This is a genomic window from Winogradskyella arenosi (genome assembly GCF_003337305.1).
Lineage (GTDB): Bacteria > Bacteroidota > Bacteroidia > Flavobacteriales > Flavobacteriaceae > Winogradskyella > Winogradskyella arenosi.
In genome coordinates this window covers 1-26116 of the sequence record NZ_QPJO01000003.1, presented here as the reverse complement: position 1 = coordinate 26116, position 26116 = coordinate 1, and the positions used below count along the sequence as shown (strand labels likewise).

General features: G+C 35.4%; 25 protein-coding genes and 3 tRNA genes. 12 read left to right on the top strand and 16 right to left on the bottom strand.

Translation table 11 applies throughout. The annotated features are described in order from the left end of the window. Positions 1–17: 17 nt before the first annotated feature. From DFQ08_RS09175 to DFQ08_RS09155, 5 genes are all read right to left on the bottom strand, one after another. Positions 18–1478: a phytoene desaturase family protein gene (locus DFQ08_RS09175; RefSeq protein WP_114309732.1), complete on the bottom strand. Its 1461-nt coding sequence runs from the start codon at positions 1476–1478 to the stop codon at positions 18–20. 5 nt (positions 1479–1483) lie between these two features. After that, a complete protein-coding gene (locus DFQ08_RS09170; protein WP_114309731.1) occupies positions 1484–2383 on the bottom strand; it encodes a MerR family transcriptional regulator in 900 nt (299 codons plus the stop codon). Positions 2384–2725: 342 nt separating this feature from the next. Continuing rightward, positions 2726–2812, bottom strand: a tRNA-Leu gene (locus DFQ08_RS09165). A 57-nt stretch (positions 2813–2869) separates the two neighbouring features. Beyond that, positions 2870–2942, bottom strand: a tRNA-Lys gene (locus DFQ08_RS09160). Between the two features lie 145 nt (positions 2943–3087). Next, positions 3088–3160, bottom strand: a tRNA-Lys gene (locus DFQ08_RS09155). Positions 3161–3288: 128 nt separating this feature from the next. Between DFQ08_RS09155 and DFQ08_RS09150 the strand changes: the two genes are divergently transcribed. Beyond that, positions 3289–3810: a shikimate kinase gene (locus DFQ08_RS09150; protein ID WP_114309730.1), complete on the top strand. Its 522-nt coding sequence runs from the start codon at positions 3289–3291 to the stop codon at positions 3808–3810. Here DFQ08_RS09150 and DFQ08_RS09145 read toward each other — a convergent pair. Genes DFQ08_RS09145 through DFQ08_RS09135 form a run of 3 tightly spaced genes read right to left on the bottom strand, consistent with a single transcriptional unit; the run spans position 3802 to position 5292 of the window. Beyond that, positions 3802–4305: a phosphoribosyltransferase family protein gene (locus DFQ08_RS09145; RefSeq protein WP_114309729.1), complete on the bottom strand. Its 504-nt coding sequence runs from the start codon at positions 4303–4305 to the stop codon at positions 3802–3804. The genes DFQ08_RS09150 and DFQ08_RS09145 overlap by 9 nt on opposite strands. Further along, the gene (locus DFQ08_RS09140) at positions 4305–4892 is read right to left on the bottom strand and encodes a methyltransferase domain-containing protein (RefSeq protein ID WP_114309728.1); all 588 of its coding nucleotides are present in this window, start codon (positions 4890–4892) and stop codon (positions 4305–4307) included. Before DFQ08_RS09140 ends, DFQ08_RS09145 begins: the two co-directional genes overlap by 1 nt. Before the next feature lie 25 nt (positions 4893–4917). Beyond that, on the bottom strand, positions 4918–5292 hold the full coding sequence (locus DFQ08_RS09135; RefSeq protein ID WP_114309727.1) for an RNA-binding S4 domain-containing protein: 375 nt from the start codon (positions 5290–5292) through the stop codon (positions 4918–4920). A gap of 133 nt (positions 5293–5425) precedes the next feature. Here DFQ08_RS09135 and DFQ08_RS09130 point away from each other — a divergent pair, with 133 nt between their 5' ends. Further along, complete coding sequence (locus tag DFQ08_RS09130; protein ID WP_147269462.1) at positions 5426–6475, top strand: FKBP-type peptidyl-prolyl cis-trans isomerase; 1050 nt, start codon at positions 5426–5428, stop codon at positions 6473–6475. Positions 6476–6786: 311 nt separating this feature from the next. Here the strand turns inward: DFQ08_RS09130 and DFQ08_RS09125 are convergent, their stop codons facing one another. Genes DFQ08_RS09125 through DFQ08_RS09115 form a run of 3 tightly spaced genes read right to left on the bottom strand, consistent with a single transcriptional unit; the run spans position 6787 to position 9286 of the window. After that, on the bottom strand, positions 6787–7386 hold the full coding sequence (locus DFQ08_RS09125; protein WP_114309725.1) for an outer membrane beta-barrel protein: 600 nt from the start codon (positions 7384–7386) through the stop codon (positions 6787–6789). Positions 7387–7443: 57 nt separating this feature from the next. Further along, positions 7444–8397: a transketolase family protein gene (locus tag DFQ08_RS09120; protein WP_114309724.1), complete on the bottom strand. Its 954-nt coding sequence runs from the start codon at positions 8395–8397 to the stop codon at positions 7444–7446. A gap of 43 nt (positions 8398–8440) precedes the next feature. Continuing rightward, the gene (locus DFQ08_RS09115) at positions 8441–9286 is read right to left on the bottom strand and encodes a transketolase (RefSeq protein ID WP_114309723.1); all 846 of its coding nucleotides are present in this window, start codon (positions 9284–9286) and stop codon (positions 8441–8443) included. A gap of 328 nt (positions 9287–9614) precedes the next feature. Here DFQ08_RS09115 and tgt point away from each other — a divergent pair, with 328 nt between their 5' ends. From tgt to DFQ08_RS09065, 10 genes are all read left to right on the top strand, one after another. Continuing rightward, complete coding sequence (gene tgt / locus DFQ08_RS09110) at positions 9615–10745, top strand: tRNA guanosine(34) transglycosylase Tgt (protein ID WP_114309722.1); 1131 nt, start codon at positions 9615–9617, stop codon at positions 10743–10745. A 98-nt stretch (positions 10746–10843) separates the two neighbouring features. Next, positions 10844–11866 (top strand): LptF/LptG family permease, encoded by a 1023-nt coding sequence (locus DFQ08_RS09105; protein WP_245935425.1) that lies wholly within the window; start codon positions 10844–10846, stop codon positions 11864–11866. Further along, positions 11853–12761, top strand: coding sequence for a DMT family transporter (locus DFQ08_RS09100; protein WP_114309720.1), 909 nt, complete (start codon positions 11853–11855; stop codon positions 12759–12761). The genes DFQ08_RS09105 and DFQ08_RS09100 overlap by 14 nt, the downstream gene beginning before the upstream one ends. Positions 12762–12819: 58 nt before the next feature. Beyond that, positions 12820–13773 (top strand): acetyl-CoA carboxylase carboxyltransferase subunit alpha, encoded by a 954-nt coding sequence (locus tag DFQ08_RS09095; RefSeq protein WP_114309719.1) that lies wholly within the window; start codon positions 12820–12822, stop codon positions 13771–13773. Between the two features lie 171 nt (positions 13774–13944). After that, positions 13945–15477 carry a replicative DNA helicase gene (dnaB, locus tag DFQ08_RS09090; protein ID WP_114309718.1) on the top strand — a complete coding sequence of 511 codons (1533 nt, stop codon included), beginning with the start codon at positions 13945–13947 and terminating at the stop codon, positions 15475–15477. Between the two features lie 70 nt (positions 15478–15547). Further along, positions 15548–16582, top strand: coding sequence for an AI-2E family transporter (locus DFQ08_RS09085; RefSeq protein ID WP_114309717.1), 1035 nt, complete (start codon positions 15548–15550; stop codon positions 16580–16582). A gap of 180 nt (positions 16583–16762) precedes the next feature. Continuing rightward, positions 16763–17947, top strand: a complete 1185-nt coding sequence (locus DFQ08_RS09080) for an asparagine synthetase B (RefSeq protein ID WP_114310171.1) — start codon at positions 16763–16765, stop codon at positions 17945–17947. A 1-nt stretch (position 17948) separates the two neighbouring features. Beyond that, positions 17949–19652, top strand: coding sequence for a tetratricopeptide repeat-containing sensor histidine kinase (locus tag DFQ08_RS09075; protein ID WP_181858387.1), 1704 nt, complete (start codon positions 17949–17951; stop codon positions 19650–19652). After that, on the top strand, positions 19642–20310 hold the full coding sequence (locus tag DFQ08_RS09070) for a LytR/AlgR family response regulator transcription factor (protein WP_114309715.1): 669 nt from the start codon (positions 19642–19644) through the stop codon (positions 20308–20310). Before DFQ08_RS09075 ends, DFQ08_RS09070 begins: the two co-directional genes overlap by 11 nt. A gap of 502 nt (positions 20311–20812) precedes the next feature. Beyond that, positions 20813–21235, top strand: coding sequence for a secondary thiamine-phosphate synthase enzyme YjbQ (locus DFQ08_RS09065; protein WP_114310170.1), 423 nt, complete (start codon positions 20813–20815; stop codon positions 21233–21235). Here the strand turns inward: DFQ08_RS09065 and DFQ08_RS09060 are convergent. From DFQ08_RS09060 to thrS, 5 genes are all read right to left on the bottom strand, one after another. Further along, a complete protein-coding gene (locus DFQ08_RS09060; protein ID WP_114309714.1) occupies positions 21209–22012 on the bottom strand; it encodes an HAD family hydrolase in 804 nt (267 codons plus the stop codon). The two genes, DFQ08_RS09065 and DFQ08_RS09060, sit on opposite strands and share 27 nt — an antisense overlap. A 120-nt stretch (positions 22013–22132) precedes the next feature. Beyond that, positions 22133–22477: a 50S ribosomal protein L20 gene (gene rplT, locus DFQ08_RS09055; protein ID WP_114309713.1), complete on the bottom strand. Its 345-nt coding sequence runs from the start codon at positions 22475–22477 to the stop codon at positions 22133–22135. Between the two features lie 103 nt (positions 22478–22580). Continuing rightward, entirely contained in the window at positions 22581–22778 is a 198-nt protein-coding gene (rpmI, locus tag DFQ08_RS09050) for a 50S ribosomal protein L35 (RefSeq protein WP_114309712.1), read from the bottom strand. A gap of 122 nt (positions 22779–22900) precedes the next feature. Beyond that, on the bottom strand, positions 22901–23449 hold the full coding sequence (gene infC, locus DFQ08_RS09045) for a translation initiation factor IF-3 (protein WP_114309711.1): 549 nt from the start codon (positions 23447–23449) through the stop codon (positions 22901–22903). A 33-nt stretch (positions 23450–23482) separates the two neighbouring features. Continuing rightward, positions 23483–25423, bottom strand: coding sequence for a threonine--tRNA ligase (thrS, locus tag DFQ08_RS09040; protein WP_114309710.1), 1941 nt, complete (start codon positions 25421–25423; stop codon positions 23483–23485). Positions 25424–26116: the final 693 nt, after the last annotated feature.

The following is a 26116-nucleotide window of genomic DNA, read 5'->3' as shown; positions in this document are numbered from 1 at the left end:
TTCAGATGTCTTAATTGTTAAACTTCATTTTGTTGTATCAGTTCAGCAACGAGCTTACCTGAAATTAAAGCCGGAGGAACGCCGGGACCAGGAACCGTAAGTTGTCCTGTAAAATATAATCCATTTACTTTCTTACTTTTTAATTTAGGTCTTAAAAAGGCAGTTTGCATTAGGGTGTTGGCCATACCATAAGCATTACCTTTATAAGAATTGTAATCTTCAATAAAATCATTGACACAGTACGAGGCTTTAAATTGAATGTGGTCTTTTAAATTTTGACCCGTTCGTGCTTCAAAACGATCCATAATTAAATCGAAATATTGCGCTCTTAAAGCTGGAGTATCTTCTAAGCCAGGGGCAATTGGAATTAAGAAAAAACCAGTCTCACAGCCTTGAGGTGCCATACTCGCGTCGGTAACTGAAGGAAAGTTAACATAAAATAATGGATTTTTAGGCCATTTTGGGTCATCATAAATCTCTTCAGCATGATTTTCGAAATTAGTATCGAAGAATAAATTGTGGTGTTCTACGTTTTTTAGCTTCTTTTTAATCCCAACATAAAAGAGGAGGGAAGACGGCGCAAACGTACGACTCTCCCAATACGCTTCGCTATATTGTCGATACTTTTGGTCTAAAAGAGTTTCGCTATGGTGGTAGTCCGCACCACTTAAGATGACATCAGAATGAATGATTTGATTATTCACCGTGATGCTTACCGCTTTGTTATTTTCAACCGTAATTTTTTCAACATTACTATCGGTATAGATAGTAACGCCTAAACTTTCGGCTAAGGTTTTTATAGCCTTAACAATTTCATACATGCCGCCTTTAGGATGCCAAGTCCCTAAGCCAAAATCGGCAAAATTCATAAAACTATAAAAGGACGGAGTTTGGTTCGGTTTAGCGCCTAAAAACAAAACTGGAAATTCTAAGGTAGAAATCAGTTTAGGATTTTTAAAATTTTTACGCACTTCAGAACTAATAGTCTTATAAAATTGATCTAACCTTGTTATGGTGTCTTTAGTGACAAGTTCTAATGGCGAAAGCCCTGGTTTTAAAACAATTTTATTAATGGCAATGTTGTAATTATCTTGTGCTTTAGCAATAAAGCGACGCAGGGGCTTAGAGCTTCCGGCTTCAATACGTTCAAACTCTTCACAAATTTGATCCATATGATCTCCGATGGTAATAACATCATCTGAAAAGAAAATTTTATAGGCCGGACTCAATTTGTCTAATTGGTAATAGTCGCTAGTAGCTTTTCCGAAATCACTGAAGAATTTATCAAATATATCGGGCATCCAGTACCAACTGGGACCAATATCAAAAGTAAAACCTTCTTTTACAATTTGTCGTGCTCTACCGCCAACGTTTGCATTTTTTTCATACACAGAAACCTTATGTCCTGCTTTAGCTAAATAACAGGAGGCTGAGAGTGCAGAAAATCCAGAACCGACAATAGAGATTGTTTTACGCATTGTAATTATAGGGCGTTAGTAAGCGATTTAATTGTTTTAAAGGTGGTGATGCCTTCAGGTAAATGATCAGGGTCAATAGCATTAAGTCTATTTCCTAAAATCCAAAAATTGGTATTAGGCTTATTTAATAACAGCGATTCAAATTCATTGATATAGGCCAAAACTTTATCTTGTTCTGGTTTCACTGTAAAATAAGAAATAAAGGTGATATCATCATAATAATTCTGTAAGGCCAATAAATTATCTAAGGGCACACTCTGTCCTAAATAGATTGAACGATGCCCATGACTGGTCACTTCATGATGGATAAAGGTTAAGCCTAAATCGTGTATTTCGTTATCCGGAAGGAATAAAACAAAGGTCTTTAAAGGCTTTAATTGTTGATTGGCTTGAATTTTTTCAATATTAATTAAAATCTTCTGACGTATAAGAATGGAAATAAAGTGCTCGTGCGCCGGAGTGATGGTATCTGTTTGCCATAAGAAACCTATATCCTGTAATAAGGGAATGAAAATATTATAGAATATGGTTTCAAATGATTTTTCTGAGAGCAGCGCATCATAAGTGGTGTAAAACAAGGTTTGATCAAAATTAAGCATAGCCAATTTAAATGCGTTAATCGTATGGCTATCTGAATTGGCTTCACTGGCATGTTCTCTTACTAACTTCGGAATCTCTTGCGCATCAATGGTTGCAATTTTTGAAATTTTAAAACCATTATTATTAAGGTAACTTACGTTGAGTAACTTTTGAAAGTTAGCTAAGTCATAATACCTAATATTCGTATCTGTACGTTTAGGTTCAAGGAGGTTGTATCGTTTTTCCCATATTCTAATGGTGTGGGCTTTGATACCTGTAAGATTTTCTAGGTCCTTTATACTGAACCTACTTTTAATATTGTTCATTTTTTTGTAAAAATGTTTAAACAAAAATAGTGTTTAAACTTATATGAAGTTTGAAATTAACAAAAAATATAGAAAAAAGTGTAAGAAAAGTAAAACAACCTCAATTCCGAAGCGGTATGCAACGCAAGTCATAATACTAATGGTAGTGGAAAAACTAAAAGGAGCCTTGTATTTAATAGACTCAAATGTGTATTTGTTGAAGTTCTACAAGGCACTTTGTCTAAATAAAGGCGAATGCTTAAACTAGGAGGGGTTTGGGTAGTGTGCTCGTTTTTGGAAGTATGACCAAGAGACAAAAAAATCCTTGAAAGCCTTTTCAATAAAGGATAACAAGGATTTATATGGTGCGCACGAGAAGACTCGAACTTCCACGGACTAATGTCCATCAACCCCTCAAGCTGACGCGTCTACCAATTCCGCCACGTGCGCAAATAACTATAAGGTAAATATAAAAAAAGTTAAGCGGATTGCTTAACTTTTTTTCTGTGACCAGTCTGGGGCTCGAACCCAGGACCCTCTCCTTAAAAGGGAGATGCTCTGCCAACTGAGCTAACTGGTCATTATGTTTTTTTTAATGAGGGTGCAAATATACCCTCTTTTTTTTAACTACAAGAAGAGAATCTATAAAATTTTTAATTTTTCTGATGTCTTTTCTTGTTGGCAATCTATGTCAAAATGAAAGCTTTTATACTTTACATTTTCTGTGACCAGTCTGGGGCTCGAACCCAGGACCCTCTCCTTAAAAGGGAGATGCTCTGCCAACTGAGCTAACTGGTCGTTATCGTTTTTTCTAACGAGGGTGCAAATATATAAGCTTTCTTCGATTTAACAACACTTTTTTTAATTTTTTTTTGTTTTTTTGTTGTTCGAAAACCTATCAGTTTAATAATCAATTTATAAGCATTATGATTTTAGTTTTAATAGGATATATGGGCTCCGGAAAATCCACAATTGGAAAAGCATTAGCTAAATCCTTGTCTTACCGTTTTTTAGATCTTGACGACTATATTTCCGAGCAAGAATCGGCCTCTGTATCGGAAATTTTTAAAACTAAAGGAGAAATTTACTTTAGAAAAAAAGAGATGACGCATTTAAAAGCTATTCTTAATGCGGAAGAAGATACGGTGCTCGCTCTCGGAGGTGGAACACCGTGTTATGGTAATAATATGTCTATAATAACAGAAAGTGATAACGTGAAAAGTTTTTATTTAAAACTGAGCATTCCTAATTTGGTAACACGTTTATCTAAAGAGAAAGATCATAGACCCTTAATAAGTCATCTTCAAACTAAAGAGGACCTAACAGAGTTTATAGGCAAACACTTATTTGAGCGTTCCGCCTATTATAGTGAAGCAGACCATGTGCTAGTGACAGATCATAAAACGCCTCAAGAAATTATTGAAGCTATAGAAACCCAATTAATCTAAATACGCCTCGTAAGGTTGCTTAGATAAATTAACATGGACGTGCTCATATAAAGAGGTTGAAAGTGAAATACCTTTAAAATCGGCTTTTACCGGGTATTTCTTATGGTTTCGGTTTACCAATACGGCAGTTTTAAACTGTTTTAGAGGCACATCTAAAAAGTGTTTAATACCATAGATTAACGTACTTCCAGAGTTTAAGACATCATCTACAAGAACTATAGATTTGTTAGTGTAGTCTGCTGCTGGTATTGAAGTGCTAATAGGTGCTGTAGGCTCTGTTTTATTAATTTTCACCTTACACAAGGTCGATTCTATAGTAGAGATCTCGTCTAAAGTGGTTTTTATTTTCTTCGCTAATAGATAGCCATTACTTTCTATTCCAGCGATGATAAGTTCAGTTTCGTCAACGTTACTTTCGTAAATTTGATAAGCAATACGTTTAATTTTGTGCTCAATCTCTTTCTGACTTAAAATTGTATTCTTTGTAAGTGCCATTAACTCTTTTTTTCAAAGATAAAAAACAGTTCTTTACCTTGTCTTTCTTTTATGGAATTAATTGCAGGTTCTAAAGTTTTTATTTTAAAAAAGGGTTCAAATAAAGATTGGTAAGTCTCTAAGTCGCCTCCAAAAGGAGGACCAACTTGTGTTAATTCAAAATTGAATAGCAATCCTACTAATTGTCCATCGGGCTTTAAGAGCTGATGCATTTGTTGCACGTAGTGGGTTCTTAGATGTGGTGTAAGGGCACAAAAAAAGGTTTGTTCTAAAATAAGATCAAACTGATCCTTGAGGGTAAAGAAATCTTGAATGATAACTTGCGATTCAGGAAAATCGGGCACACGAGCCTTAAAATGATCTAAGGCTTCTGAGGCAAAATCAAGCACATAAACTTGTTTAAATCCTTGCTGCCACAAATATTCAGCTTCATACGCACGCCCCGCTCCGGGAATAAGAATTTTTATTGTTTTATCACTAAGCTGGTTGATATAAGTTTGTAATGGCCTTGATGGAGCGCCAATGTTCCAGCCCATTTCATTCTTAATATAGCGGTTTTGCCAATAGCTTTTGTCTAAGGTATTCATCAGTCTTAAGTCTTAAAGGTAAGGGCTATTCTTCGCTATCGTCACGAAAATCATCAATATCACGGCGGTCTTTCTTAGTCGGCCTTCCGGTTCCTTTCTTTCTATAGTAATCTTTACTGTATTTTAAGAGTTCTTGGGCCTCAAAAGCAGATTTCGGAGTTGTGTCTACACGGTACAAATCCACAAGTTTGGCGCCTACACGGTTAGGCGGTAAGTCGTTTACAGTAAGTTGATAGATAATTTGGTCTTTTCGGAGTTCTATTTTATCCGTAGGGAAAACTTCTCTAGAGGGTTTTACTGCCGCTCCATTGACTTTTACTTGCCCTTTTTTACAGGCTTTCGTAGCAATACTGCGGGTTTTGTAATAACGCACACACCATAAATATTTATCAATTCGCATATCTTGTATTCTAAAAACTACATTAATCTAGTAGTGCAAAAATATTATATTATTGTATCTTGCGCATTAAAATTAAGCAATAATGAACATCCTTGCTCAACTGTGATGGTTGAAGCAGGTAATATAATTTTCTATGACAATCAAAACTTTAAAATTTAGTCTTGTATTTATCGCGTTGTTATCCGTGATGGTTTCTTGTAATGATGATGACGATAATAATGTAGAACCTTTTGTTGAAGAAGATAGAACAGAACAACAAGAAAAAGATAATGACTCTTTAGTGACTTACTTATCTTCTCATTATTACAATTCAAGCTTCTTTGAAACAGGAACAGATTATAAATATACGGATATTGTTATTGACGAATTGCTAGAAGGCGAAACCGTACCAGAAGGTCATACCTTATTAATGGATGCTGTAGAAACTAGAAACACAACGTATTTAGATGTAGACTATGAGTATTACGTTCTTAACCTGTACCAAGGAGACGGAGAGTCGCCTTATTTTACGGATGTTATTAGTGTAAGATATGAAGGAAGTTCTATAAACGATGCATTACAAGGGGAACTTGAGCCGTTTGATTCGTCTCCAATTCCTGCGTTTTTCAATTTACAAACCAACGGAACAACCTCTACAGTTATAGAAGCCTGGCAATTGGTAATGCCAACATTTAATGCTTCATCTAACTATAGTATTGATGGTAATGGAAATGTAAACTTTATGAACCCTGGATTGGGAATAATGTTTGTGCCTTCTGGATTGGCTTATTTTTCAGGAACTAATACGGGCTCGTCTTACGATAATTTAATGTTTAAGTTTGAATTGCTAAAGTTTGAAATTGAAGATCATGATGAAGATGGTGTGCCGTCTTATTTAGAAGATTTGAATAACGACTTAGATGTTACGGATGATGATACCGACGGCAACGGATTTCCTGACTTTGTAGATGTTGATGATGATGGTGATGGTATTTTAACTATTAACGAAATTTCACAAAACAGCTATACCATTAATACAAATGAAGGTGAAGTAGAACCAATGTTAGCTGATAACGAATATGTAAGTGGTAGATTTGAAGAAGATGGTATTATAACGCTTAATACGGTAGTCTTAATCGATTCTAACAACGATGGACTTCCAGATTATTTAGATGCTGATATTGCTGTAGATTATAACAACTAAGTCTATAGAAACATTTAAATAAATAAAAAAGGAAGCCTCGCTAAACAGCGAGGCTTTCTTTTTTTAGTGCATAATACGAGCCATATTAACGGTCGTGTTTCAACTATTGGTGAAGGGGAGATAATAGGTATTGCTGAAGAAGTTCACCTCTAAGATAAAGGTCTTTTAAAGGAAGTGTCAATGATTGAATAAAGGCCCTTAGCGATGGACATATTAACTTGAGTAGGGTAGTGCTAGGCGCAAACTTATAACAAGAAAAAGCCACTCCGAAAAGGAGTGGCTTTTTCTATATAACAGTTATTCTACAGCAATTATAGAGCGATAGATAAACTTAGAATTAATTGATCGGGTCTGGTGTCTATACGACTTACGGAAGCAGATCCTAAATTGGTGTCAATAAATGTGGCTTCATTTTCATTAAAACCACGTTCGTAACGAAGGTCAATACCAATATTATCAAAGCTAAGACCTACACCAAAGTTTAAGCCTACGGTAAAATCTTCTTCAACATCATTAATTTCAATACCATCAAACTCGGTATCTAAAATATACTGAAAAGAAGGGCCGGCAAAAACATTTAAAGGACCAAGAACTTGAACACCAAATAATATTGGGGCATCAATTTTCTGAACCGAAAATTCATCATCACTATAATCACTCTTGGTGGTTGTGTAGACCAATTCAGGTTTTAAGAAAAACTCATTTCCTATTTTACCAAACACACCAATGTGATAACCAATATTACGATCTGGGTTCTTAGCATTAGAACTAGCAGATTCAAAATAATCACCGTTAGCACTATAGTTTAATCCTCCTCGAAGTCCAAATGAATTACCATTTTGTGCCGAGGCTGAAAATCCTACCAATGCAAAAAATGCACTGGCCATAACTACTTTTTTAAAATAACTCATAATGTTCGTTTTTTTTAAGATTAAGCACCTACTTTCAAAAACGATGCCAAATGAAAATTATTTTCTAGCGATAACTTTTTTAACGGCCTTTTGGATGGCTGCACTGTTTAATCCGTATTTGTCCATTAATTGTGCAGGAGTACCAGACTCACCAAACGTATCTTTAGTCGCAACAAATTCTTGAGGCGTCGGACGGTGCTCAGCAAGTACTCTTGCAACACTCTCTCCAAGACCACCAAGGTAGTTGTGCTCTTCAGCAGTAACTATACATCCTGTTTTTGCAACAGAATCTAAAATGGCTTTATCATCTAAAGGCTTAATGGTGTGTATGTTTATAACTTCAGCAGAAATACCAGCTTCGTTTAAAGCTTTTGATGCTTCTAAGGCTTCCCAGACTAAGTGACCTGTAGCTACAATAGTAACATCTGTTCCTTCAGTAAACTGAACCGCTTTACCAATTTCAAACTTCTGATCGGCGGGTGTAAAAACAGGAACTGCTGGACGTCCAAATCTTAAATATACAGGACCGTCATATTCAGCAATAGCCATTGTAGCAGCTTTGGTTTGGTTGTAATCACAAGGATTAATAACCACCATACCAGGTAACATTTTCATTAATCCGATATCTTCTAAAATCTGGTGTGTAGCTCCATCTTCACCTAAAGTAATTCCGGCATGCGAAGCACAAACTTTTACATTTTTACCAGAGTAAGCGATAGATTGACGAATTTGATCGTAAACACGTCCGGTAGAAAAGTTAGCAAAGGTTCCAGTAAATGGAATCTTACCACCGATGGTTAATCCGGCTGCAATTCCCATCATGTTTGCTTCTGCAATTCCAATTTGGAAAAAACGCTCAGGATTCTCCTTAATGAATTCATCCATTTTTAAAGATCCAATTAAATCGGCACAAAGCGCAACCACATTAGGATTTGTTCTTCCTAATTCTGCTAATCCAGCACCAAATCCACTTCTTGTATCTTTTTTTTCTGTGTATGTATATGTTTTCATAATAATGCCCATAAAAATGGGTATCTGTTTAATTAGACTTTATTTAGTAATCTCCTAATGTTTCAGGATTTTGAGCTAAACCGTTTTCAAGTTGCTCATCATTTGGAGCTTTACCATGCCAAGCGTGCGTATGCATCATAAAATCAACACCATGACCCATTACCGTATGTAATAATACACAAACAGGTTTCCCTTGTCCGGTTAAGGCTTTAGCGTCTTTCATTCCTTTTAAGACAGCTTCCACATTGTTACCTTCTTCAATTTCTAAAACCGTCCATCCAAAAGCTTCAAATTTAGCTCTAAGGCTTCCCATTGGTAATACATCATCTGTAGAACCATCAATCTGTTGCTGGTTTAAATCAATTGTAGAAATAAGGTTATCTACTTTTTTTGCTGAAGCATACATAATAGCTTCCCAGTTTTGCCCTTCTTGTAATTCACCATCACCATGAAGACTGTAAACTAAATGATCGTCATTGTTTAACTTCTTAGCTTGTGCAGCACCGATCGCTACAGACATTCCTTGACCTAATGATCCAGAAGCAATACGGATTCCTGGTAAACCTTCGTGTGTCGTTGGGTGACCTTGTAAACGCGAGTCTATAAGTCTAAACGTGTTTAGTTCTTCAACAGGGAAATATCCTGCTCTAGCTAAAACACTGTAATAAACAGGAGAGATATGACCGTTAGATAAGAAAAATAAATCTTCACCAATACCATCCATATCAAAACCGTCTTTGGTTTCTAAAATGTCGTTGTAAAGTGAAACAAAAAATTCGGCACAGCCTAATGATCCTCCTGGGTGACCAGAATTGACTTTGTGTACCATTCGTAAAATATCTCTACGAACTTGGGTTGTTAAATCGTTTAATTCTTTAATGTTTGGCATGTTATGTTGCTTAAGTTTTGTGCTGCAAAAATAACTTTTAAAAGGGACTTATTCAAAGATTGGAGTAAGGCACTTATTAACGAATTACAAGATTTGCTAACAATATTTTCTTATTTCTAATTTTTGGTAGGGATTTTACTTGAAAAAAATTAAAATATCGCGGGAAAACACTGAGGATATATTTTTTTAAAACTAATTTAAGAGGGAATCTTACAGAGTTATTTATATTTGCCGTCTCACTTACAATTCATGAAATAAGGAGGCTGAAATTAGCGATGAATAATTACAACCGACTTGTGTCCTCTGAAAAATAATAAGTAAACAATACATGAAATTTCAAAGAGTAGCACAAGATAAGCAATCTAAGGCCAGAGCCGGAGTAATCACCACAGATCACGGTAAGATAGAAACCCCAATTTTTATGCCTGTTGGTACTGTAGCCTCGGTAAAAGGGGTGCACCAACGCGAATTAAAAAACGATATTAATCCCGATATTATTTTAGGGAATACTTACCATCTCTACCTTAGACCGCAAACGCCAATATTAGAACAAGCCGGAGGGTTGCATAAATTTATGAACTGGGATCGTAATATTTTAACCGATTCTGGTGGGTATCAGGTTTATTCGTTATCCTCTAACCGTAAGATTAAAGAGGAAGGGGTAAAATTTAAGTCCCATATTGATGGGAGTTACCATGTGTTTACACCCGAAAATGTAATGGAGGTACAACGAAGTATTGGGGCCGATATCATTATGGCTTTTGATGAATGTACACCTTATCCATGCGATTATAACTATGCGAAACGCTCTATGCACATGACGCATCGTTGGTTAGAACGTTGTTTAACACATTTAAAAAAGACCCCGTTTACTTATGATTATGAACAAACCTTTTTTCCTATTGTTCAAGGGAGTACGTATAAAGACTTAAGAAAACAATCGGCAGAATACATCGCCAATGCAGGTGCTGAAGGAAACGCCATTGGAGGACTTTCTGTAGGGGAGCCAGCGGAGGAAATGTACGCCATGACCGATGTGGTATGTAGCATTTTACCAGAAGACAAACCGCGTTACTTAATGGGAGTGGGAACACCAATCAATATTTTAGAAAATATTGCTTTAGGTGTAGATATGTTTGACTGTGTGATGCCAACGCGTAATGCTAGAAATGGTATGTTATTTACAGCACATGGGTCTATAAATATTAAGAATTTAAAATGGGCTAATGACTTTTCACCGATTGATGAAATGGGAATTACCTTTGTAGATACAGAGTATAGTAAAGCCTATTTAAGACACTTATTTACCGTAAATGAATTGTTAGGGAAGCAGATTGCTACCATTCACAATTTAGGATTTTACCTTTGGTTAACGCGAGAAGCGAGAAAGCATATTATTGCTGGTGACTTTAGAGAATGGAAAGATAAGATGGTAAAGCAAATGGATAATAGGTTATAATCCTAATTCGTAATACACTCACAAATTTATAACAACGCAAGACCTTGAAAATACTTGATTGGTACATAATTAAACGGTATTTATTTACATTTCTAATGATGTTATTGCTGTTTGTTCCTATTGGAATAACGGTAGATTTAGCCGAAAAAGTAGGGAAAATGCTAGAAAATAACGTGCCGTTCTCAGAAGTGGCATTCTATTATCTGGATTTTACGGTGTATTTCGCGAATTTGTTATTTCCTTTATTCCTGTTCCTTTCTGTAATTTGGTTCACCTCAAAATTGGCGAATAATACAGAAATCGTCGCTTTTTTAAGTTCAGGGGTTTCTTTTTCAAGATTTTTAAGACCTTATATGATAGGAGCCACCGTTGTAGCGCTCTTTGCTATGTTTTTAGGAATGTATTTGGCACCGATTGCTAGTCAGGGGTTTAATGAATTTAAATTTAAATATCTCAAGAAAAATAAATCGGTACAACAGACTAGGGATGTCTATCAGCAAATTAATGATAACGATTATATTTATGTAAGTAATTTTATTCCTAAAAATAAATCGGGCTTAAACTTTACTTACGAGCACTTTGAAGGAAATGAATTGAAGTACAAGATCTTTGCTGATAGAATTCGTTATATAGAAAAAGATTCAGCCTATAGGCTTACTACGTATTTAAAACGTAGCTTTAATAACGGAATAGAAACAGTAGAAAAACATACCAATCAACTCATGCAATTCCCTTTTGAACTTGAAGACTTAACACCTGTGGAATATGCCGCAGAAACTAAATCTTACGGTGAGCTATTAAAGTTTATTGCAGCTGAAAAACGTAGAGGTTCGCCTAATATTGGCCGGTATGAAGTGGTTAAATTAAAGAAATGGAGTTTACCTGTTTCTATATTTATTCTAACCATTATTGCTGTTGCCGTATCTTCGGTTAAACGTCGTGGAGGGATGGGGGTAAACCTGGCCTTCGGTATTGCGATTGCCATGATTTATGTATTTTTTGATAAGGTCTTTGGAGTGATGGCAGAACAGTCTAATTTTCCGGCTATGGTGGCGGTATGGTTTCCTAATGTTATCTTTGGTATCTTAGCCATTTATCTGCTGCAAAATGCCAAACGCTAAGCTAAAACACTACCTACAGCTTCATGTTCTCGTTTTAATTGCTGGTTTTACAGCAATTTTAGGCGAACTTATTACCATTGGCGCCATAGAATTAGTGTGGTTTAGAATGGTAATGGCCGGTATTTTAATGTTTGTTTACATTAAAATTGTTGGCGTAAATCTCAAAATTTCTAAGAAAACATTTTTACAGTTTTCAGTAGCGGGTGTGATTATAGCCCTGCATTGGATTACTTTTTTTGAAGCCATAAACCAGTCTAACGTCTCAATTGCGTTAGCGATGTTTTCGTCAGGGGCATTTTTTGCCTCTTTTATAGAACCCTTATTTTTTAAACGACGTGTTTTTGCTTCAGAAATTATCTTCGGAATAATAGTTATTATTGGGGTCTTTTTAATTACCAGTAGCCAAATGGGCTATGTTAATGGTATTGTGCTGGGGCTAATTTCGGCCTTGTTATCCACCTTATTCGCGGTTATTAATGGTCGGTTTATAGAAAAACATACCGCTTCTGTAATTTCGTTTTATGAGTTTGTTAGTGGGGTAGCCTTCCTTACGCTCTTTATATTAGTGTCGGGGAGACAGTTTAACGCAGCCTTTTTCAACCTTTCAACTGCCGACTGGATCTACCTTTTTATTCTCGCTTCCATCTGTACAGCCTATGCGTTTATAGGTTCGGTACACGTCATGCGATATATAAGCCCATTTACGGTGATTATCAGCTATAATTTAGAACCGGTTTATAGCATTGCCTTTGCTCTGATGCTTTTTCCGGAGACCGAAAAAATGTCTCCACAATTTTATCTAGGCGCTGTGCTTGTTTTGGTTACGGTTTTATTTGATGCAATTTTTAAAAACTATAAGAGACGAAGAACTAAAACCGAACGTATTCCCGATTAAAGTTTTTATATTTGTACCCTTAAATACTAACTAAAGAGAAAAACTAATTTCAAATTGTATGGAATACTTAGAGTTTGAATTACCCATAAAAGAACTAGAGCAGCAGCTAGATAAGTGTGAGATTATAGGAAAAGAAAGTGAAGTCGATGTTACTGAAACCTGTAAACAAATTGAAAAAAAGCTCGCTGAAACTAAGAAAGAAATTTATAAGAACCTGACGGCTTGGCAACGTGTTCAGTTGTCTCGTCATCCTAATAGGCCTTATACATTAGATCATATTAAAGCGCTATGTGGCGACACATGGTTAGAGTTACATGGAGATCGAAATGTAAAAGATGATAAAGCTATGATTGGTGGACTGGGTAAAATCGGTGATCAATCTTATATGTTTATCGGACAGCAAAAAGGTTTCAATACCAAAACAAGACAGTACCGTAATTTCGGGATGTCTAATCCAGAAGGTTACCGTAAAGCTTTACGTTTAATGAAATCGGCTGAAAAATTTGGAATTCCTGTGGTGACTTTAATTGACACTCCGGGTGCTTATCCAGGATTAGAGGCTGAAGAACGTGGTCAAGGAGAAGCTATTGCTAGAAATATCTTAGAAATGGCACGCTTAAAAGTTCCTATTATTACCATTATTATTGGTGAAGGTGCTTCAGGAGGTGCTTTAGGTATTGGTGTTGGAGATCGTGTAATGATGTTAGAAAACACATGGTACTCGGTAATTTCACCAGAATCTTGTTCTTCAATATTATGGAGAAGTTGGGAGTATAAAGAGCAAGCCGCTGAAGCCCTTAAGTTAACCGCTAAGGATATGAAGCGTATGAAACTTGTTGATGCGATTATTAAAGAACCACTTGGTGGGGCACATACCGATAGAGATAAAACATTTTCTGCGGTAAAAAATGCTATCGTTAAAGCTTACGACGAATTAAAAGTTTTAGAGCCAGCAGACTTAGTAAGTCAGCGTATGGCCAAGTATGATGATATGGGAGTTTACAAGGATTAAAACCACCATAAACATTGCAATTACCTGAAAAACTGAAGTTAAAGCTTCGGTTTTTTTTGGCACTATTAACAATAAAAAAGAGTTATTAACAGTTAGACTGTTGACGATTTGTTGAAATCAGTATCCGATTATCTGCATTTGGTCAGTAGTATTTAACTACTTTTGTCACTTATGAAACAACCCAATCCAGTACAAGGCTATAAAGTTGATAAAGGCACCATTATCAATTTAGAAAAAGGAAAAATACCACCACAGGCAACTGATTTAGAGGAGGTTGTTTTAGGTGCCATGATGATTGATAAAAAAGGGGTTGATGAAGTTATCGATATTTTAAGCCCTGAAGCCTTCTATAAAGAAGCGCATAAATACATCTTCGAAGCTATTTTCAAGTTATTTGAAAACAGTGAACCTATCGATTTACTTACCGTATCGAGTCAATTAAAAAAAGATCAGAAGTTAGAAGCTTCTGGAGGTGATTTTTATTTGATTTCGTTAACACAACGTGTGTCATCTTCTGCCCATATAGAATTTCATGCGCGTATTATTCTTCAGAAATTCATTCAGCGTAGTTTAATTAAAATTTCAAACGAAATTATTGAAGAAGCTTACGATGAAACAAAAGACGTTTTTGATCTCTTAGATACTGCGGAAGCAAAGCTTTATGAAGTCACCCAAGGTAACGTAAAGAAATCTACAGAATCGGCTCAAAGTTTGGTAATTCAAGCTAAAAAGAAGATTGAAGAAATGTCCAATAAAGAGGGAATGAGTGGTATTCCTACTGGGTTTGATAAGCTCGATGAGCTTACCTCGGGGTGGCAACCTAGTGATTTAATTATTGTTGCAGCTCGTCCTGGTATGGGTAAAACAGCAATTACACTAACAATGGCCCGTAACATGGCCGTAGATAGTAATATTCCTGTAGCCTTTTTCTCTTTAGAGATGTCTTCTGTACAGTTAATTACCCGTCTTATTTCTAGTGAAACAACCTTGTCTTCAGAGAAATTAAGAACAGGGAAATTAGAGAAGCATGAGTGGGAGCAATTAAATGTTAAAGTGAAGGCATTAGAAAATGCCCCATTATATATTGATGATACACCATCACTTTCTATTTTCGATTTAAGGGCGAAAGCTAGACGTTTAGCCTCGCAATACGGCATTAAAATGATTATGATTGATTATTTGCAATTAATGACCGCAGGAGGAAGTCAGAAAGGTGGAAATCGTGAACAAGAAATATCGATGATTTCGCGTAACCTTAAAGCTTTAGCAAAAGAATTAAGTGTACCGGTAATTGCCTTATCACAGTTATCTCGTGCCGTTGAAACGCGTGGAGGTAGTAAACGTCCTTTACTATCAGATTTACGTGAATCTGGAGCGATTGAGCAAGATGCCGATATTGTGTCGTTTATCTATAGACCCGAATACTATAAAATTGACGAGTGGGATGACGAAGAGCGTTCTCCAACCGAAGGTCAAGGGGAGTTTATTGTTGCGAAACATAGAAATGGTGGACTAGAAAATATTAGACTTAAATTCGTTGGACACCTCGGTAAATTTGAGAATTTGGATGATTTTGATACGCCATTCGGTGAATTTCATTCTAAAATGAACGAATCCGGAACTGAGAATACCTTCACTCCAGATAAGTTTCCTTCACCTTCTGATGCTTTTGATGGACCCGAAGATGATGGAGTTCCTTTTTAAAGGGATTTTATAGAAATGAAATCTGTATTTAACTTATCTTTGAACTTTGTAGTTAAAACAAATATGCCTCATGTTAGAACAAAGACGTACAACAAACATTTTGTTGTTAATTATTACAGTTCCTTTAGTATTTTACTTACTTAAGATCTTGTCTTTTATTTTTATTCCATTGATCTTTTCAATGTTTATAGCTTTATTGTTTTTACCCTTAATGCGATGGTTAGGGCGTAGAAATGTACCTAAAGTAGTCAGTATTATTATCGTATTGCTTTTGGTAACTATAGGCCTTAAAATTGGGGTAGAGTTGGTGCAACTTTCAAGCAAGCAAATTCTGGCGAATAATACGGAGTTTCTTATGAAAGCAGAAGTAAAAATAGCAGACCTCAAAGTCTATTTGTTTGATAATTTCGGAATCGTTGTAGAGCAAGAGCATGGACTCCTTGGGCAATTCTTTCAAAAGGAAAATCTCGGCTCTACCTTAGGATTTTTAAACTCCTTTCTAACAGGCTTATTAATGACGGTCTTCTTCGTCGTCTTATGGCTTGCAGAGTCTATCAATGTCCATAAATTACTGAACAATACCATCTTAAAACGAAAGCATACCTCGGTTAAAACCTTTATGAAGATTGAAAAAGATCTTATAAAATTCATCAAGGTTAAAGTTTTAGTTAGTGCTTTAACAGGTATTTTTACAGGACTAATGTGTGTGTTCTTTGATGTGAGCTTCCCAATCTTTTGGGGGCTATTTGCCTTTACCATAAATTTTGTACAAATGGTAGGCTCGTTTATTTCTGTAATTATGTTGTCTATTTTCGCCTTTGTAGAGCTCGATCCAACAAGTACGCTGTTCTTCTTTATTATAGCGATTTCTATGGTACAAGTAACGTTTGGCGCTATTTTAGAACCTGTTTTTATGGGGAAATCGTTCTCTATAAATATCATCGCAGTTTTAGTAATGCTGATGTTCTGGGGCTTCCTATGGGGAATTCCAGGCTTAATAATGGCCATTCCTATTACCGTATTTGTGAAGATTATTCTAGAGCAATTTGAAGGGACTAAACTCATAGCAAGTTTGCTCTCTGGCAACGAAACCGAATTAAATTAAAAGCTAGCAATCTGTCATTTAGAAGTGCCTTGGGTCTTAAAAGAATAATAAATTCAGGCCTTAACGCCTAAAAATTAATTATATTCGGTTCATAAAATTATGAACTTGAAGAAAATTGTCCTTTTATGTTTTTTCCTTGTTTTAAGCATGAAGACCTATGCGTCTTACATTCTTATTCCGATGGATGCAGAATCACAAGAAAATCACTTAAAAGCTTACGGAGTGACCTATTGGACCTTAGAACGTGAGTTAAAAGTAAAATGGCTGCTGAATTATAGAGGTGGCGCTTTTCTCTTACCCGACGCCGAAATTATTCAACGCGAATGCCAAATTAGAGGGGTGTCTTTTGAAGTGATTTCCGATGCCAAGGCAGCACAAATATTACAAGATATTGCAAGCCCTGCCGTAAATCAAGATGCTATTGTTTTAGAAAAAGCTCCTAAAATTGCTGTTTATACACCAAGCGGAACTAAACCTTGGGATGATGCCGTTACCATGGTATTATCATACGCAGAGATTCCTTATGAAACCATTTATGATGAGGCCGTTTTAAATGACGAATTACTGCTGTACGATTGGTTGCATTTACACCATGAAGATTTTACTGGGCAATATGGTAAGTTTTATAAGAATTACCGTGCGGCAGCTTGGTATATAGAAGAGAAAAAGAATGCTGAAGCTTTAGCGCAGAAATTAGGCTATGCCAAAGTTTCTGAAGAGAAATTAGCGGTCTCCTTAAAAATAAGAGATTATGTTGTTGGTGGCGGATTTATGTTTGCCATGTGCTCAGCGACCGATAGCTTTGATATCGCTTTATCCGCAGAAGGTGTAGACATCTGCGAACCTATGTTTGATGGTGATGGTAGTGATCCCGGCTATCAAACTAAAATAGATTATACCAAAACTTTCGCCTTTAAAGATTATATATTAGAACGTAATCCTAATGTCTATGAGTTTTCTTCTATAGATATGACCAATAAACGCCATATTCCCAAAATGACAGATTATTTCTCCTTAATGGAATATTCTGCAAAATGGGATCCTATTCCTACTATGTTAACGCAAAACCATACCGCGTTAGTGAAAGGTTTTATGGGACAAACAACCTCATTTTCTAGAGGGCTTATCAAATCAAATGTTTTGGTTATGGGTGAAAACAGAACCAATGGAGAAGCCAAATACATCCACGGTATTAAAGGAAAAGGATTTTTTACCTTTTATGGCGGTCACGATCCAGAGGATTATACCCATAAAGTGGGAGATCCTAAAACGGAATTAGATTTACATCCTACCTCGCCAGGATATCGCTTAATTTTAAATAATGTGTTATTTCCTGCGGCAAAAAAGAAAAAGCAGAAGACCTAATATGAAGTATATATTCTTATGGCTTTGTTTGGTCGTTGGTCAATGGTCCTTTTCTCATAACGATCCGATTGTAGATATGGGGCTCAAATTACTTGAGCAAAATAAACTGGAGGAGGCTATAACGTTTTATAATGCGCATATTGAAGTTTCAGAAGCGCATAGCCTAAGAATGCATTTGTTTATTGGCTTAGCAGAGGTTTATAAATTAAAACTTAATTATCAGAAGGCGCAAGAGTATTATACTTTGGCACAAGCTGAAATGAAAAAAAGTGAAAATAAGAATCTAGAGTTCTATTATCATGTAAAAATCGCTGAGTTCTATAGAAAACGGACTTTATTTTCAGAAGCTGCCAATCATCTTAAAAAAGCAGAAGCGCTAAAAGCATCTAATACTATTGACAAACGGTATCTAGCCAAATTTTACGGTAGAAAAGCCGCTTTATTTACAGAGTATTATTTTCAGCCAGACTCTACCTTTTTCTATGCTGAAAAGTCATTGCAACTATCAAAAGAGCTTAACGATGCCAACGGTATTTTCTATGCCACTTTAGAAATGTCTAGCGTTTATGAAGAATTAAGAGAATATGATAAGGCAATTATCTTTTTAGAAGATCTTATTACCTATGCTAATGAAAATAACCTGGTTCAAAATAAGGTTGATGCTTATATTAATTACACGAGGATACTCATAAAAGCTAAACAGTATAAAAAAGGGTTAGACCAATCTTTAACGGCTTTAGCTTATGCTAAGAAAAATGAATTATTGTATGGCGAAATTATTATTACCGATAATATTAGAAACACATACGAGAAGTTAGGAGATACCGATAAGGCGCTTCAATATTTAAAAACAAGATTAAAACTTACGGAGCGGTATTACGAATTAGAACATAATAAGTTTTTGTTTGAACTAGAGGAGAAATATAAATCCACAGAAAGAGAAAATCAGCTGCTGAGCAATACCTTAGAATTATCGAGTAAAAATAAGGAACTAGAAACGAATAAAACGCGCTTGGTCATTAGTTCAAGTTTGTTATTTAGTACGGCAATAATGGCTTTTTTAACGGCGTTTTATTTCAAAAAAGCAAAACGCGATAATATAAAACTGCAATTTTTGTCACAGCAAAACGAATTTTTATTAAGTGAGGCCAATCATCGTATAAATAACAATTTACAATTGGTCATAATTTTAATATCAGATCAATTAAAGCAAGCGACAGAACACAATAGCTTATTACTTAAAAATGTGTTGTCTAAAGTAGAGACCATCTCTACCTTACATCAGCATTTGCATCAAAATGAAGACAAGGAAAAAATTGAAATTGCCAATTACCTTCGTGATGTAAGGCTTAGTTTTTCTGAAATTTTTGATGAAAATAATATTGAACTTCAATTTAAAGTAGAACCTTTAATTCTTCCTACTAATGATGCCATGTATTATGGATTATTGCTCACCGAATTGTTTATTAATTCTATAAAGCATGCTTTTGAAGGACACGAGGAAAACCGTATTGTGTTTCATTTAGAACAAAAATTAAATATCTTGTACTTTACATATACTGATAATGGAGAGAACGTATTAGGAAAAACTTTAAAATTGAAACTGATTGACAAGTTATGCCGACAATTAAAACTAGAATATAAAGTTGAAACTCGTGAAGGGTTTAAATTTTCATTCGTAAAAGAGATCAATAATGTATCCTAAAAAAGACATAAAAATTTTAATTGTAGAAGATGAAGTGCTCATTGCTGAACATATTTCTGAAATTCTAGCAGAAGAAGGTTATACACATGTAAAAATTACTCATGATAAAGAGATGGCACAAATTGAAATGTCATTATTCTTACCTCATATTATATTAATGGATATTAATTTGGAAGGGGAGAACTCGGGTATTGAACTGTCTAGACGGAAAAATAAGGAAGCGATGGTTATATTTTTAACCGGGCAAAGCGATGTGGCTTTAATGACCAAGGCCTTAAAAACAAATCCACATGCCTACCTCACGAAGCCTATTAAACAAGTAGATTTATTAGCTTCTATTAACTTAGCGCTTATAAAAAAGCAAGTGCAAACCTTACAAGTTAAGGATGGTCACGATACGCTTAACATTCCTTATGACGCTATTAATTATGTGGTCGCCGACGGAAATTATATCGATATTCATACAGAAACCGATAAATATACCATAAGACAATCTTTAAATACTATAGCCGAAAAACTACCTTCTGAGTTATTTGTAAAAACACATCGGTCTTATTTAGTGAACCGAAATAAGGTAGGACGCGTTACCGCATCATCGGTTTGTATTAATAATTTTGAAATACCACTTTCAAGAACCTACGCAAGTCATTTTAAATAGTCATTCGCATACAAAATCTTGTATTTCAAACCTTATAGTAGGCTGTTTTTAAATTTAATTGTACTTTTGGTAGGCTTGTGTTTATAGTTCATAATTCTTATAATTAGAGAATTATAGATGAAAATGGTCTCAAATGGGGTAGACCAGTATAAAATGCAAAGCATAGAACAAAACAATATTATTCGAGGTTTGGGGAAATTTCGAAAGGGATGATTAAGAAGTAGGGTTTTTAATCATTATAAAGAGATCGCAGATATGCGATCTCTTTTTTTATACCTACTTTTTAGGTAGATATCCTTATATTCACATCGATCTTTAAGGGTAAACATAGACGACAATAGTCTGTAATTCGCCATGAAAAGCTGAAATAGAGGAGAAGGACAGCAAATGAACAGGATGGAAAATTTAGAGAGCTAGGCTTAAAGCCTTCAAATAGGAAAATACCGAATTAAAAAGGAAAACCGTAACTACGGTTATTGATGACTAAACCATAAGAATAATGATGCAGTGCATTCAAAAAGAAATACAGTTAAAAACCTATCCAAGAGGTTTTCATTTAATTACTTCAGAAATAACACAATTATTTCCAGAAATTAAGAACATACAAGTGGGACAATTAAATGTGTTTATTAAGCATACATCAGCCAGTTTAACGATTAACGAAAATGCAGACGCCACAGTAAGATTAGATTTTGAAAGTCACTTAAACGTAGTGGTTCCAGAAAACCAGCCCTATTACCGGCATACATATGAAGGTTCTGATGATATGCCTGCGCATATAAAAGCCTCCCTAATGGGAAGCACTGTACAAATCCCTATTACTAATGGCCAGCTTAACTTAGGGACTTGGCAAGGCATTTACCTTTGCGAGCATAGAAATGAAGGCGGTGGCAGGTCTTTAGTGCTTACCGCTTTCGGAAATTAATTGCTCTAATATAACTTCAACACCATAAGCATCATTCGTTTTGGTTTCATACTTTGCAACACGTTTAACATCTGGGTGTGCATTTTCCATCGCATAACTGTAGGCAGCACATTGTAAAAGTTCTAAATCGTTATTATAATCACCAAAAGCCATGGTTTGCTCAGGACTTATATTGTATTGTTTTTGGAGCAAAGTAATGGCATTGCCTTTATTGGTAATGGCTTCAGAAATATCCACCCAATGGTTACCAGAAACCACAACGTTTAATTCAGGTTTTAAATACTTGACTAAGGGATAGATATGCGCTTCAGAATTAACGGTATGGTAGAGCGCAATTTTAATGACATCAGCATCAATCTCATCAAAATGATCTATAAGGGTGTATTTTGAATAATATTCAGAAAAAATAGTCACCATCTCGTCAGAAGCTCTTAAAATATAAGCTTGATCCTTAGTGCAAAAAATAGGGTAGGTATCAGGAATTTTTGTCACAATAGTATAGAGTTCCAATATACGGTTTCTATCAAGGGTGTTGGCTAATAAAACAGTGTCATCTTCTATAACTAAACCGCCGTTTTCAGCAACAACCGTAATGTCATGCTTTATGGTCTTTAGCTTATCCACGATACTATAATAAGGCCTACCGCTTGCCGCTACAAAACGAATGTTTTGTTGTTGTAACTGTTTAAATGCTTCAAAAAATCGTGGGCTAACTTCGTGCTTAGAGTTCAGTAAGGTGCCATCCATATCGGTGACTACCATTTTTATGTCTTTCATATCAGTCTTTTTTAGGGCTTATGGTTTAAGGCTTTTAAATGTATAGAAATAAAAAATCCGATTCAAATAAATGAACCGGATTTTATAAGCGAAATGATGTTATTAATTTGGCTAAAAGCCTTACTTAACTTTGTTAATGATAGCTTCAAAAGCTTCTGGGTGATTCATTGCTAAATCAGCAAGAACTTTACGGTTCAAGTCGATATTGTTAGCTTTTAATCCTCCCATAAATTTTGAATAGCTCATTCCATGTTGTCTTGCACCTGCGTTAATACGCATAATCCATAACGAACGGAATGTTCTCTTTTTATTTCTACGGTCTCTGTACGAATATTGCATCGCTTTGTCAACCGCGTTTTTAGCTACTGTCCAAACGTTTTTACGTCTTCCAAAGTAACCTTTTGCTTGCTTAAGAACCTTTTTTCTTCGGGCTCTCTTTGCTACTGAATTTACTGATCTTGGCATTTCTTTTAATTTTGTTTTGTAGTAGGCGGTCTATTAAGACACTTGCTAAATGGTTTTGCCTAACTCCAGGGTTTATAATTTATTCTAACCGGTTAAAAAAATATTACTTAATACGTAACATGATTTTAACATTCTTCTCGTCAGCCTTATGTACTACTGTATCATGAGTTAACGCTAGCTTGCGCTTTTTAGATTTTTTTGTCAAAATGTGACTCTTAAAAGCGTGCTTTCTTTTTATTTTACCAGTGCCAGTTAGTTTGAAACGTTTCTTAGCACTCGATTTAGTTTTCATTTTAGGCATTTTCTCCTCTATTTAATTTCGTTTCGCTTATTATCTTAATACACCTATGCCAAAGGCAAGGATATTCTTTACATTTTAATACACAACGACTTTAGAAAAGTGTTGTTTTAATAGCCCTTAGACTATTTTTTCTTTGGTGCGATGAACATAATCATTCGCTTACCTTCAAGCTTTGGTAGTTGTTCTACCTTTCCAAATTCTTCAAGATCTTGAGCTAATTTTAATAATAAAATTTGACCCTGCTCTTTAAAGACGATAGATCGTCCCTTAAAGAATACAAAGGCTTTTAACTTTGCTCCGTCTTTTAAGAATTTTTCAGCATGTTTCTTCTTGAACTCGTAATCGTGGTCATCGGTTTGAGGACCAAAACGAATTTCTTTAACAACCACTTTGGTTGCTTTAGATTTTAACGTTTTTTCTCGTTTCTTCTGTTCGTAAAGGAATTTTTTATAATCCATAACTTTACAAACAGGAGGGTTCGCATTTGGCGAAATCTCTACGAGATCTAAACCTTGTTCATCGGCTATGGACAACGCTTTTTTAACGGGATAAACTCCTATTTCAACATTATCTCCGACTAATCTTACTTCTTCAGATCTGATCTTAGAATTTATACGGTGTTTATCTTCTTGAGATACACGTCTTGTAAAATTCTTTCTGTTTCTACGTATTGCTATGGCTTCTGTATTTAAATTAAACTTATATTAATTAAAAGTTTTTAAACTTTTTTTAATCTTATCTTTTACTATCGTTGCAAAGTCTTCTACAGTAATCGTGCCAAGGTCTTCACCACCTCTTTGACGCACAGTTATCGTATTATCATTTGCTTCCTGCTCACCGACAATGATCATATACGGAAACTTTTGTAATTCAGCTTCACGTATTTTCTTACCTACAGTTTCATTTCTGTTGTCTGTGAGGGCGCGAATTTCGTCATTTTCTAGCACATTTAAAACTTTTTTAGCGTATTTTTCATATTTCTCACTTACAGAAAGGATAATAACCTGCTCTGGCATCAGCCATAATGGGAAATCTCCGCCTGTATGTTCTAATAAAATAGCGATAAAACGTTCCATACTTCCAAAAGGTGCTCTATGGATCATAACTGGGCGGTGCATCTCATTATCACTACCTTTATACGTTAAATCAAAACGCTCAGGTAAGTTGTAATCTACCTGTATAGTTCCTAATTGCCACTGACGTCCTAAGGCATCTTTAACCATAAAATCTAATTTAGGACCGTAAAAAGCAGCTTCACCTGTTTCTACAACATAATTTAAATCTTTAGCTATGGCTGCATTTAAAATCGCTTGCTCTGCTTTTTCCCAATTCTCATCACTACCAATATATTTCTCTGGCTTTTCTGGATCTCTCAAAGATACCTGTGCCGTAAAATCTTCAAATCCTAAAGATCCAAAGACATAAAGAACCAAATCAATAACAGCTTTAAACTCTTCATCTAATTGATCAGGAGTACAGAAAATATGGGCATCATCTTGAGTAAATCCTCTTACACGCGTTAAACCATGTAATTCTCCACTTTGCTCATATCTGTAAACGGTACCAAATTCTGCAAAACGCTTTGGTAATTCTTTATAAGAAAAAGGCTTGCTATTATATATCTCACAGTGATGCGGACAGTTCATAGGTTTTAATAAGAACTCTTCCCCTTCAGCAGGTGTGGTAATAGGCTGAAAACTGTCTTCCCCATATTTTGCATAGTGTCCAGAAGTGACGTATAACTCCTTACTTCCAATATGCGGTGTGGCCACCATTTCATAACCTGCTTTTTTCTGTGCCGCTTTTAAAAAGTTTTCTAAACGCTCACGTAAGGCTGCACCTTTTGGCAACCATAGTGGTAAACCTTGTCCTACTTTCTTAGAAAAGGTAAACAATTCAAGTTCCTTTCCTAATTTTCGGTGGTCACGCTTCTTAGCTTCTTCTAAAAGTTGAAGGTATTCCGTTAACTCCTTTTGTTTCGGAAACGAAATTCCGTAAACACGGGTTAATTGCTTGTTGTTTTCATCTCCTTTATAATAAGCACCGGCAACGCTTAAAATTTTAACCGCTTTAATAATCCCTGTGTTAGGGATGTGTCCACCACGACATAAATCAGTGAATGAAGAGTGGTCGCAGAAACTAATGGTACCATCCTCAAGATTTTCAATTAAATCTACCTTATAGTCATTCTTATCCTTATAATAAGCAAGGGCATCCGCTTTAGAAACCTCACGCATTTTAAAATCATGCTTACCGCGAGCAATTTCTATCATTTTAGACTCAATAGCCTTAAAGTCCTTTTCAGAGATAGTGCCTTCACCTAAATCAACATCATAATAAAAACCATTATCTATAGCAGGTCCAACCCATAATTTCACATTAGGATAAAGTTCCTCTAAAGCTTGGGCTAACACGTGCGCAGAAGAATGCCAAAAAGCCTTTTTTCCAGCTGCATCTTTAAAGGTATATAGCGTAAGACTACCGTCCGTGGTTAATGGAGTGGTGGTTTCAACAACTGTATCGTTGAATTTTGCTGAAATAACATTACGTGCAAATCCAGCACTAATGTCTACAGCCACTTCATAAGGAGTCACATCTTTTTCAAAAGATCTAACCGAACCATCTGGTAGAGTAATTTGTATCATTATTTATATTGTATAAAATTTAGCTTACAAAGATAGACGTATATAAGGAATAGACAAAGTGAAGTTTCTATTAAATATGTTAAGCTTTTATTAGGGCATTGCCCTTTTGCTTTTCAGCAGCAAAAGTGCCGCGTCATCCGCTATATCTTTTTTTACTTAAAGCTTAGGGGAGGGTGTGGGTTTACCTATATATGTATGGTATATAAAGAAGGTTAAGTGGTCCTATAAAAAAAGGATGCCGCTTCTACCACTAATGCAAGGCAATTCAAATAAAGGATGAGCAGTTTAAACCATCATTTTCGCAGTAAAATCGATAAAAAACCAGTGTTGTAAGTAGAAGCCGAAGATTTAAGGAGTGTTAAATTGCGGGGTGTTAAAGGGTTAAAATAAAAAATAAAATAAAACGCTCAAGGATGTTGTGGGTTTAGAAAAGGGTTCTATATTTGCACCCCGAAACAAATACAGCAAGTCAAGTTTCGTACGTTCATTGTCAGATAATTTTAGTTAGAAAAAGGGCTTAAAAACTTTTTTAAATTAAAGTTGTGGGAATGAAAAAAGGGTTATATATTTGCACCCGCTTAACAAAACAATGTTAAGTAAAAGTAAAGAAATAAGTTCATTAACATATTGAATTGACAGCGTAAAAATTAACTGGAAACGGTTAATTAAAAACAAGAGAATAAATCATTTAGA

Coding starts and splice junctions, on each gene's coding strand:
- DFQ08_RS09175 (WP_114309732.1), bottom strand. CDS start 1,478: ATGCGTAAAACAATCTCTATTGTCGGTTCTGGATTTTCTGCACTCTCA.
- DFQ08_RS09170 (WP_114309731.1), bottom strand. CDS start 2,383: ATGAACAATATTAAAAGTAGGTTCAGTATAAAGGACCTAGAAAATCTT.
- DFQ08_RS09150 (WP_114309730.1), top strand. CDS start 3,289: ATGATTTTAGTTTTAATAGGATATATGGGCTCCGGAAAATCCACAATT.
- DFQ08_RS09145 (WP_114309729.1), bottom strand. CDS start 4,305: ATGGCACTTACAAAGAATACAATTTTAAGTCAGAAAGAGATTGAGCAC.
- DFQ08_RS09140 (WP_114309728.1), bottom strand. CDS start 4,892: ATGAATACCTTAGACAAAAGCTATTGGCAAAACCGCTATATTAAGAAT.
- DFQ08_RS09135 (WP_114309727.1), bottom strand. CDS start 5,292: ATGCGAATTGATAAATATTTATGGTGTGTGCGTTATTACAAAACCCGC.
- DFQ08_RS09130 (WP_147269462.1), top strand. CDS start 5,426: ATGACAATCAAAACTTTAAAATTTAGTCTTGTATTTATCGCGTTGTTA.
- DFQ08_RS09125 (WP_114309725.1), bottom strand. CDS start 7,386: ATGAGTTATTTTAAAAAAGTAGTTATGGCCAGTGCATTTTTTGCATTG.
- DFQ08_RS09120 (WP_114309724.1), bottom strand. CDS start 8,397: ATGAAAACATATACATACACAGAAAAAAAAGATACAAGAAGTGGATTT.
- DFQ08_RS09115 (WP_114309723.1), bottom strand. CDS start 9,286: ATGCCAAACATTAAAGAATTAAACGATTTAACAACCCAAGTTCGTAGA.
- tgt (WP_114309722.1), top strand. CDS start 9,615: ATGAAATTTCAAAGAGTAGCACAAGATAAGCAATCTAAGGCCAGAGCC.
- DFQ08_RS09105 (WP_245935425.1), top strand. CDS start 10,844: ATGTTATTGCTGTTTGTTCCTATTGGAATAACGGTAGATTTAGCCGAA.
- DFQ08_RS09100 (WP_114309720.1), top strand. CDS start 11,853: ATGCCAAACGCTAAGCTAAAACACTACCTACAGCTTCATGTTCTCGTT.
- DFQ08_RS09095 (WP_114309719.1), top strand. CDS start 12,820: ATGGAATACTTAGAGTTTGAATTACCCATAAAAGAACTAGAGCAGCAG.
- dnaB (WP_114309718.1), top strand. CDS start 13,945: ATGAAACAACCCAATCCAGTACAAGGCTATAAAGTTGATAAAGGCACC.
- DFQ08_RS09085 (WP_114309717.1), top strand. CDS start 15,548: ATGTTAGAACAAAGACGTACAACAAACATTTTGTTGTTAATTATTACA.
- DFQ08_RS09080 (WP_114310171.1), top strand. CDS start 16,763: ATGGATGCAGAATCACAAGAAAATCACTTAAAAGCTTACGGAGTGACC.
- DFQ08_RS09075 (WP_181858387.1), top strand. CDS start 17,949: ATGAAGTATATATTCTTATGGCTTTGTTTGGTCGTTGGTCAATGGTCC.
- DFQ08_RS09070 (WP_114309715.1), top strand. CDS start 19,642: ATGTATCCTAAAAAAGACATAAAAATTTTAATTGTAGAAGATGAAGTG.
- DFQ08_RS09065 (WP_114310170.1), top strand. CDS start 20,813: ATGCAGTGCATTCAAAAAGAAATACAGTTAAAAACCTATCCAAGAGGT.
- DFQ08_RS09060 (WP_114309714.1), bottom strand. CDS start 22,012: ATGAAAGACATAAAAATGGTAGTCACCGATATGGATGGCACCTTACTG.
- rplT (WP_114309713.1), bottom strand. CDS start 22,477: ATGCCAAGATCAGTAAATTCAGTAGCAAAGAGAGCCCGAAGAAAAAAG.
- rpmI (WP_114309712.1), bottom strand. CDS start 22,778: ATGCCTAAAATGAAAACTAAATCGAGTGCTAAGAAACGTTTCAAACTA.
- thrS (WP_114309710.1), bottom strand. CDS start 25,423: ATGATACAAATTACTCTACCAGATGGTTCGGTTAGATCTTTTGAAAAA.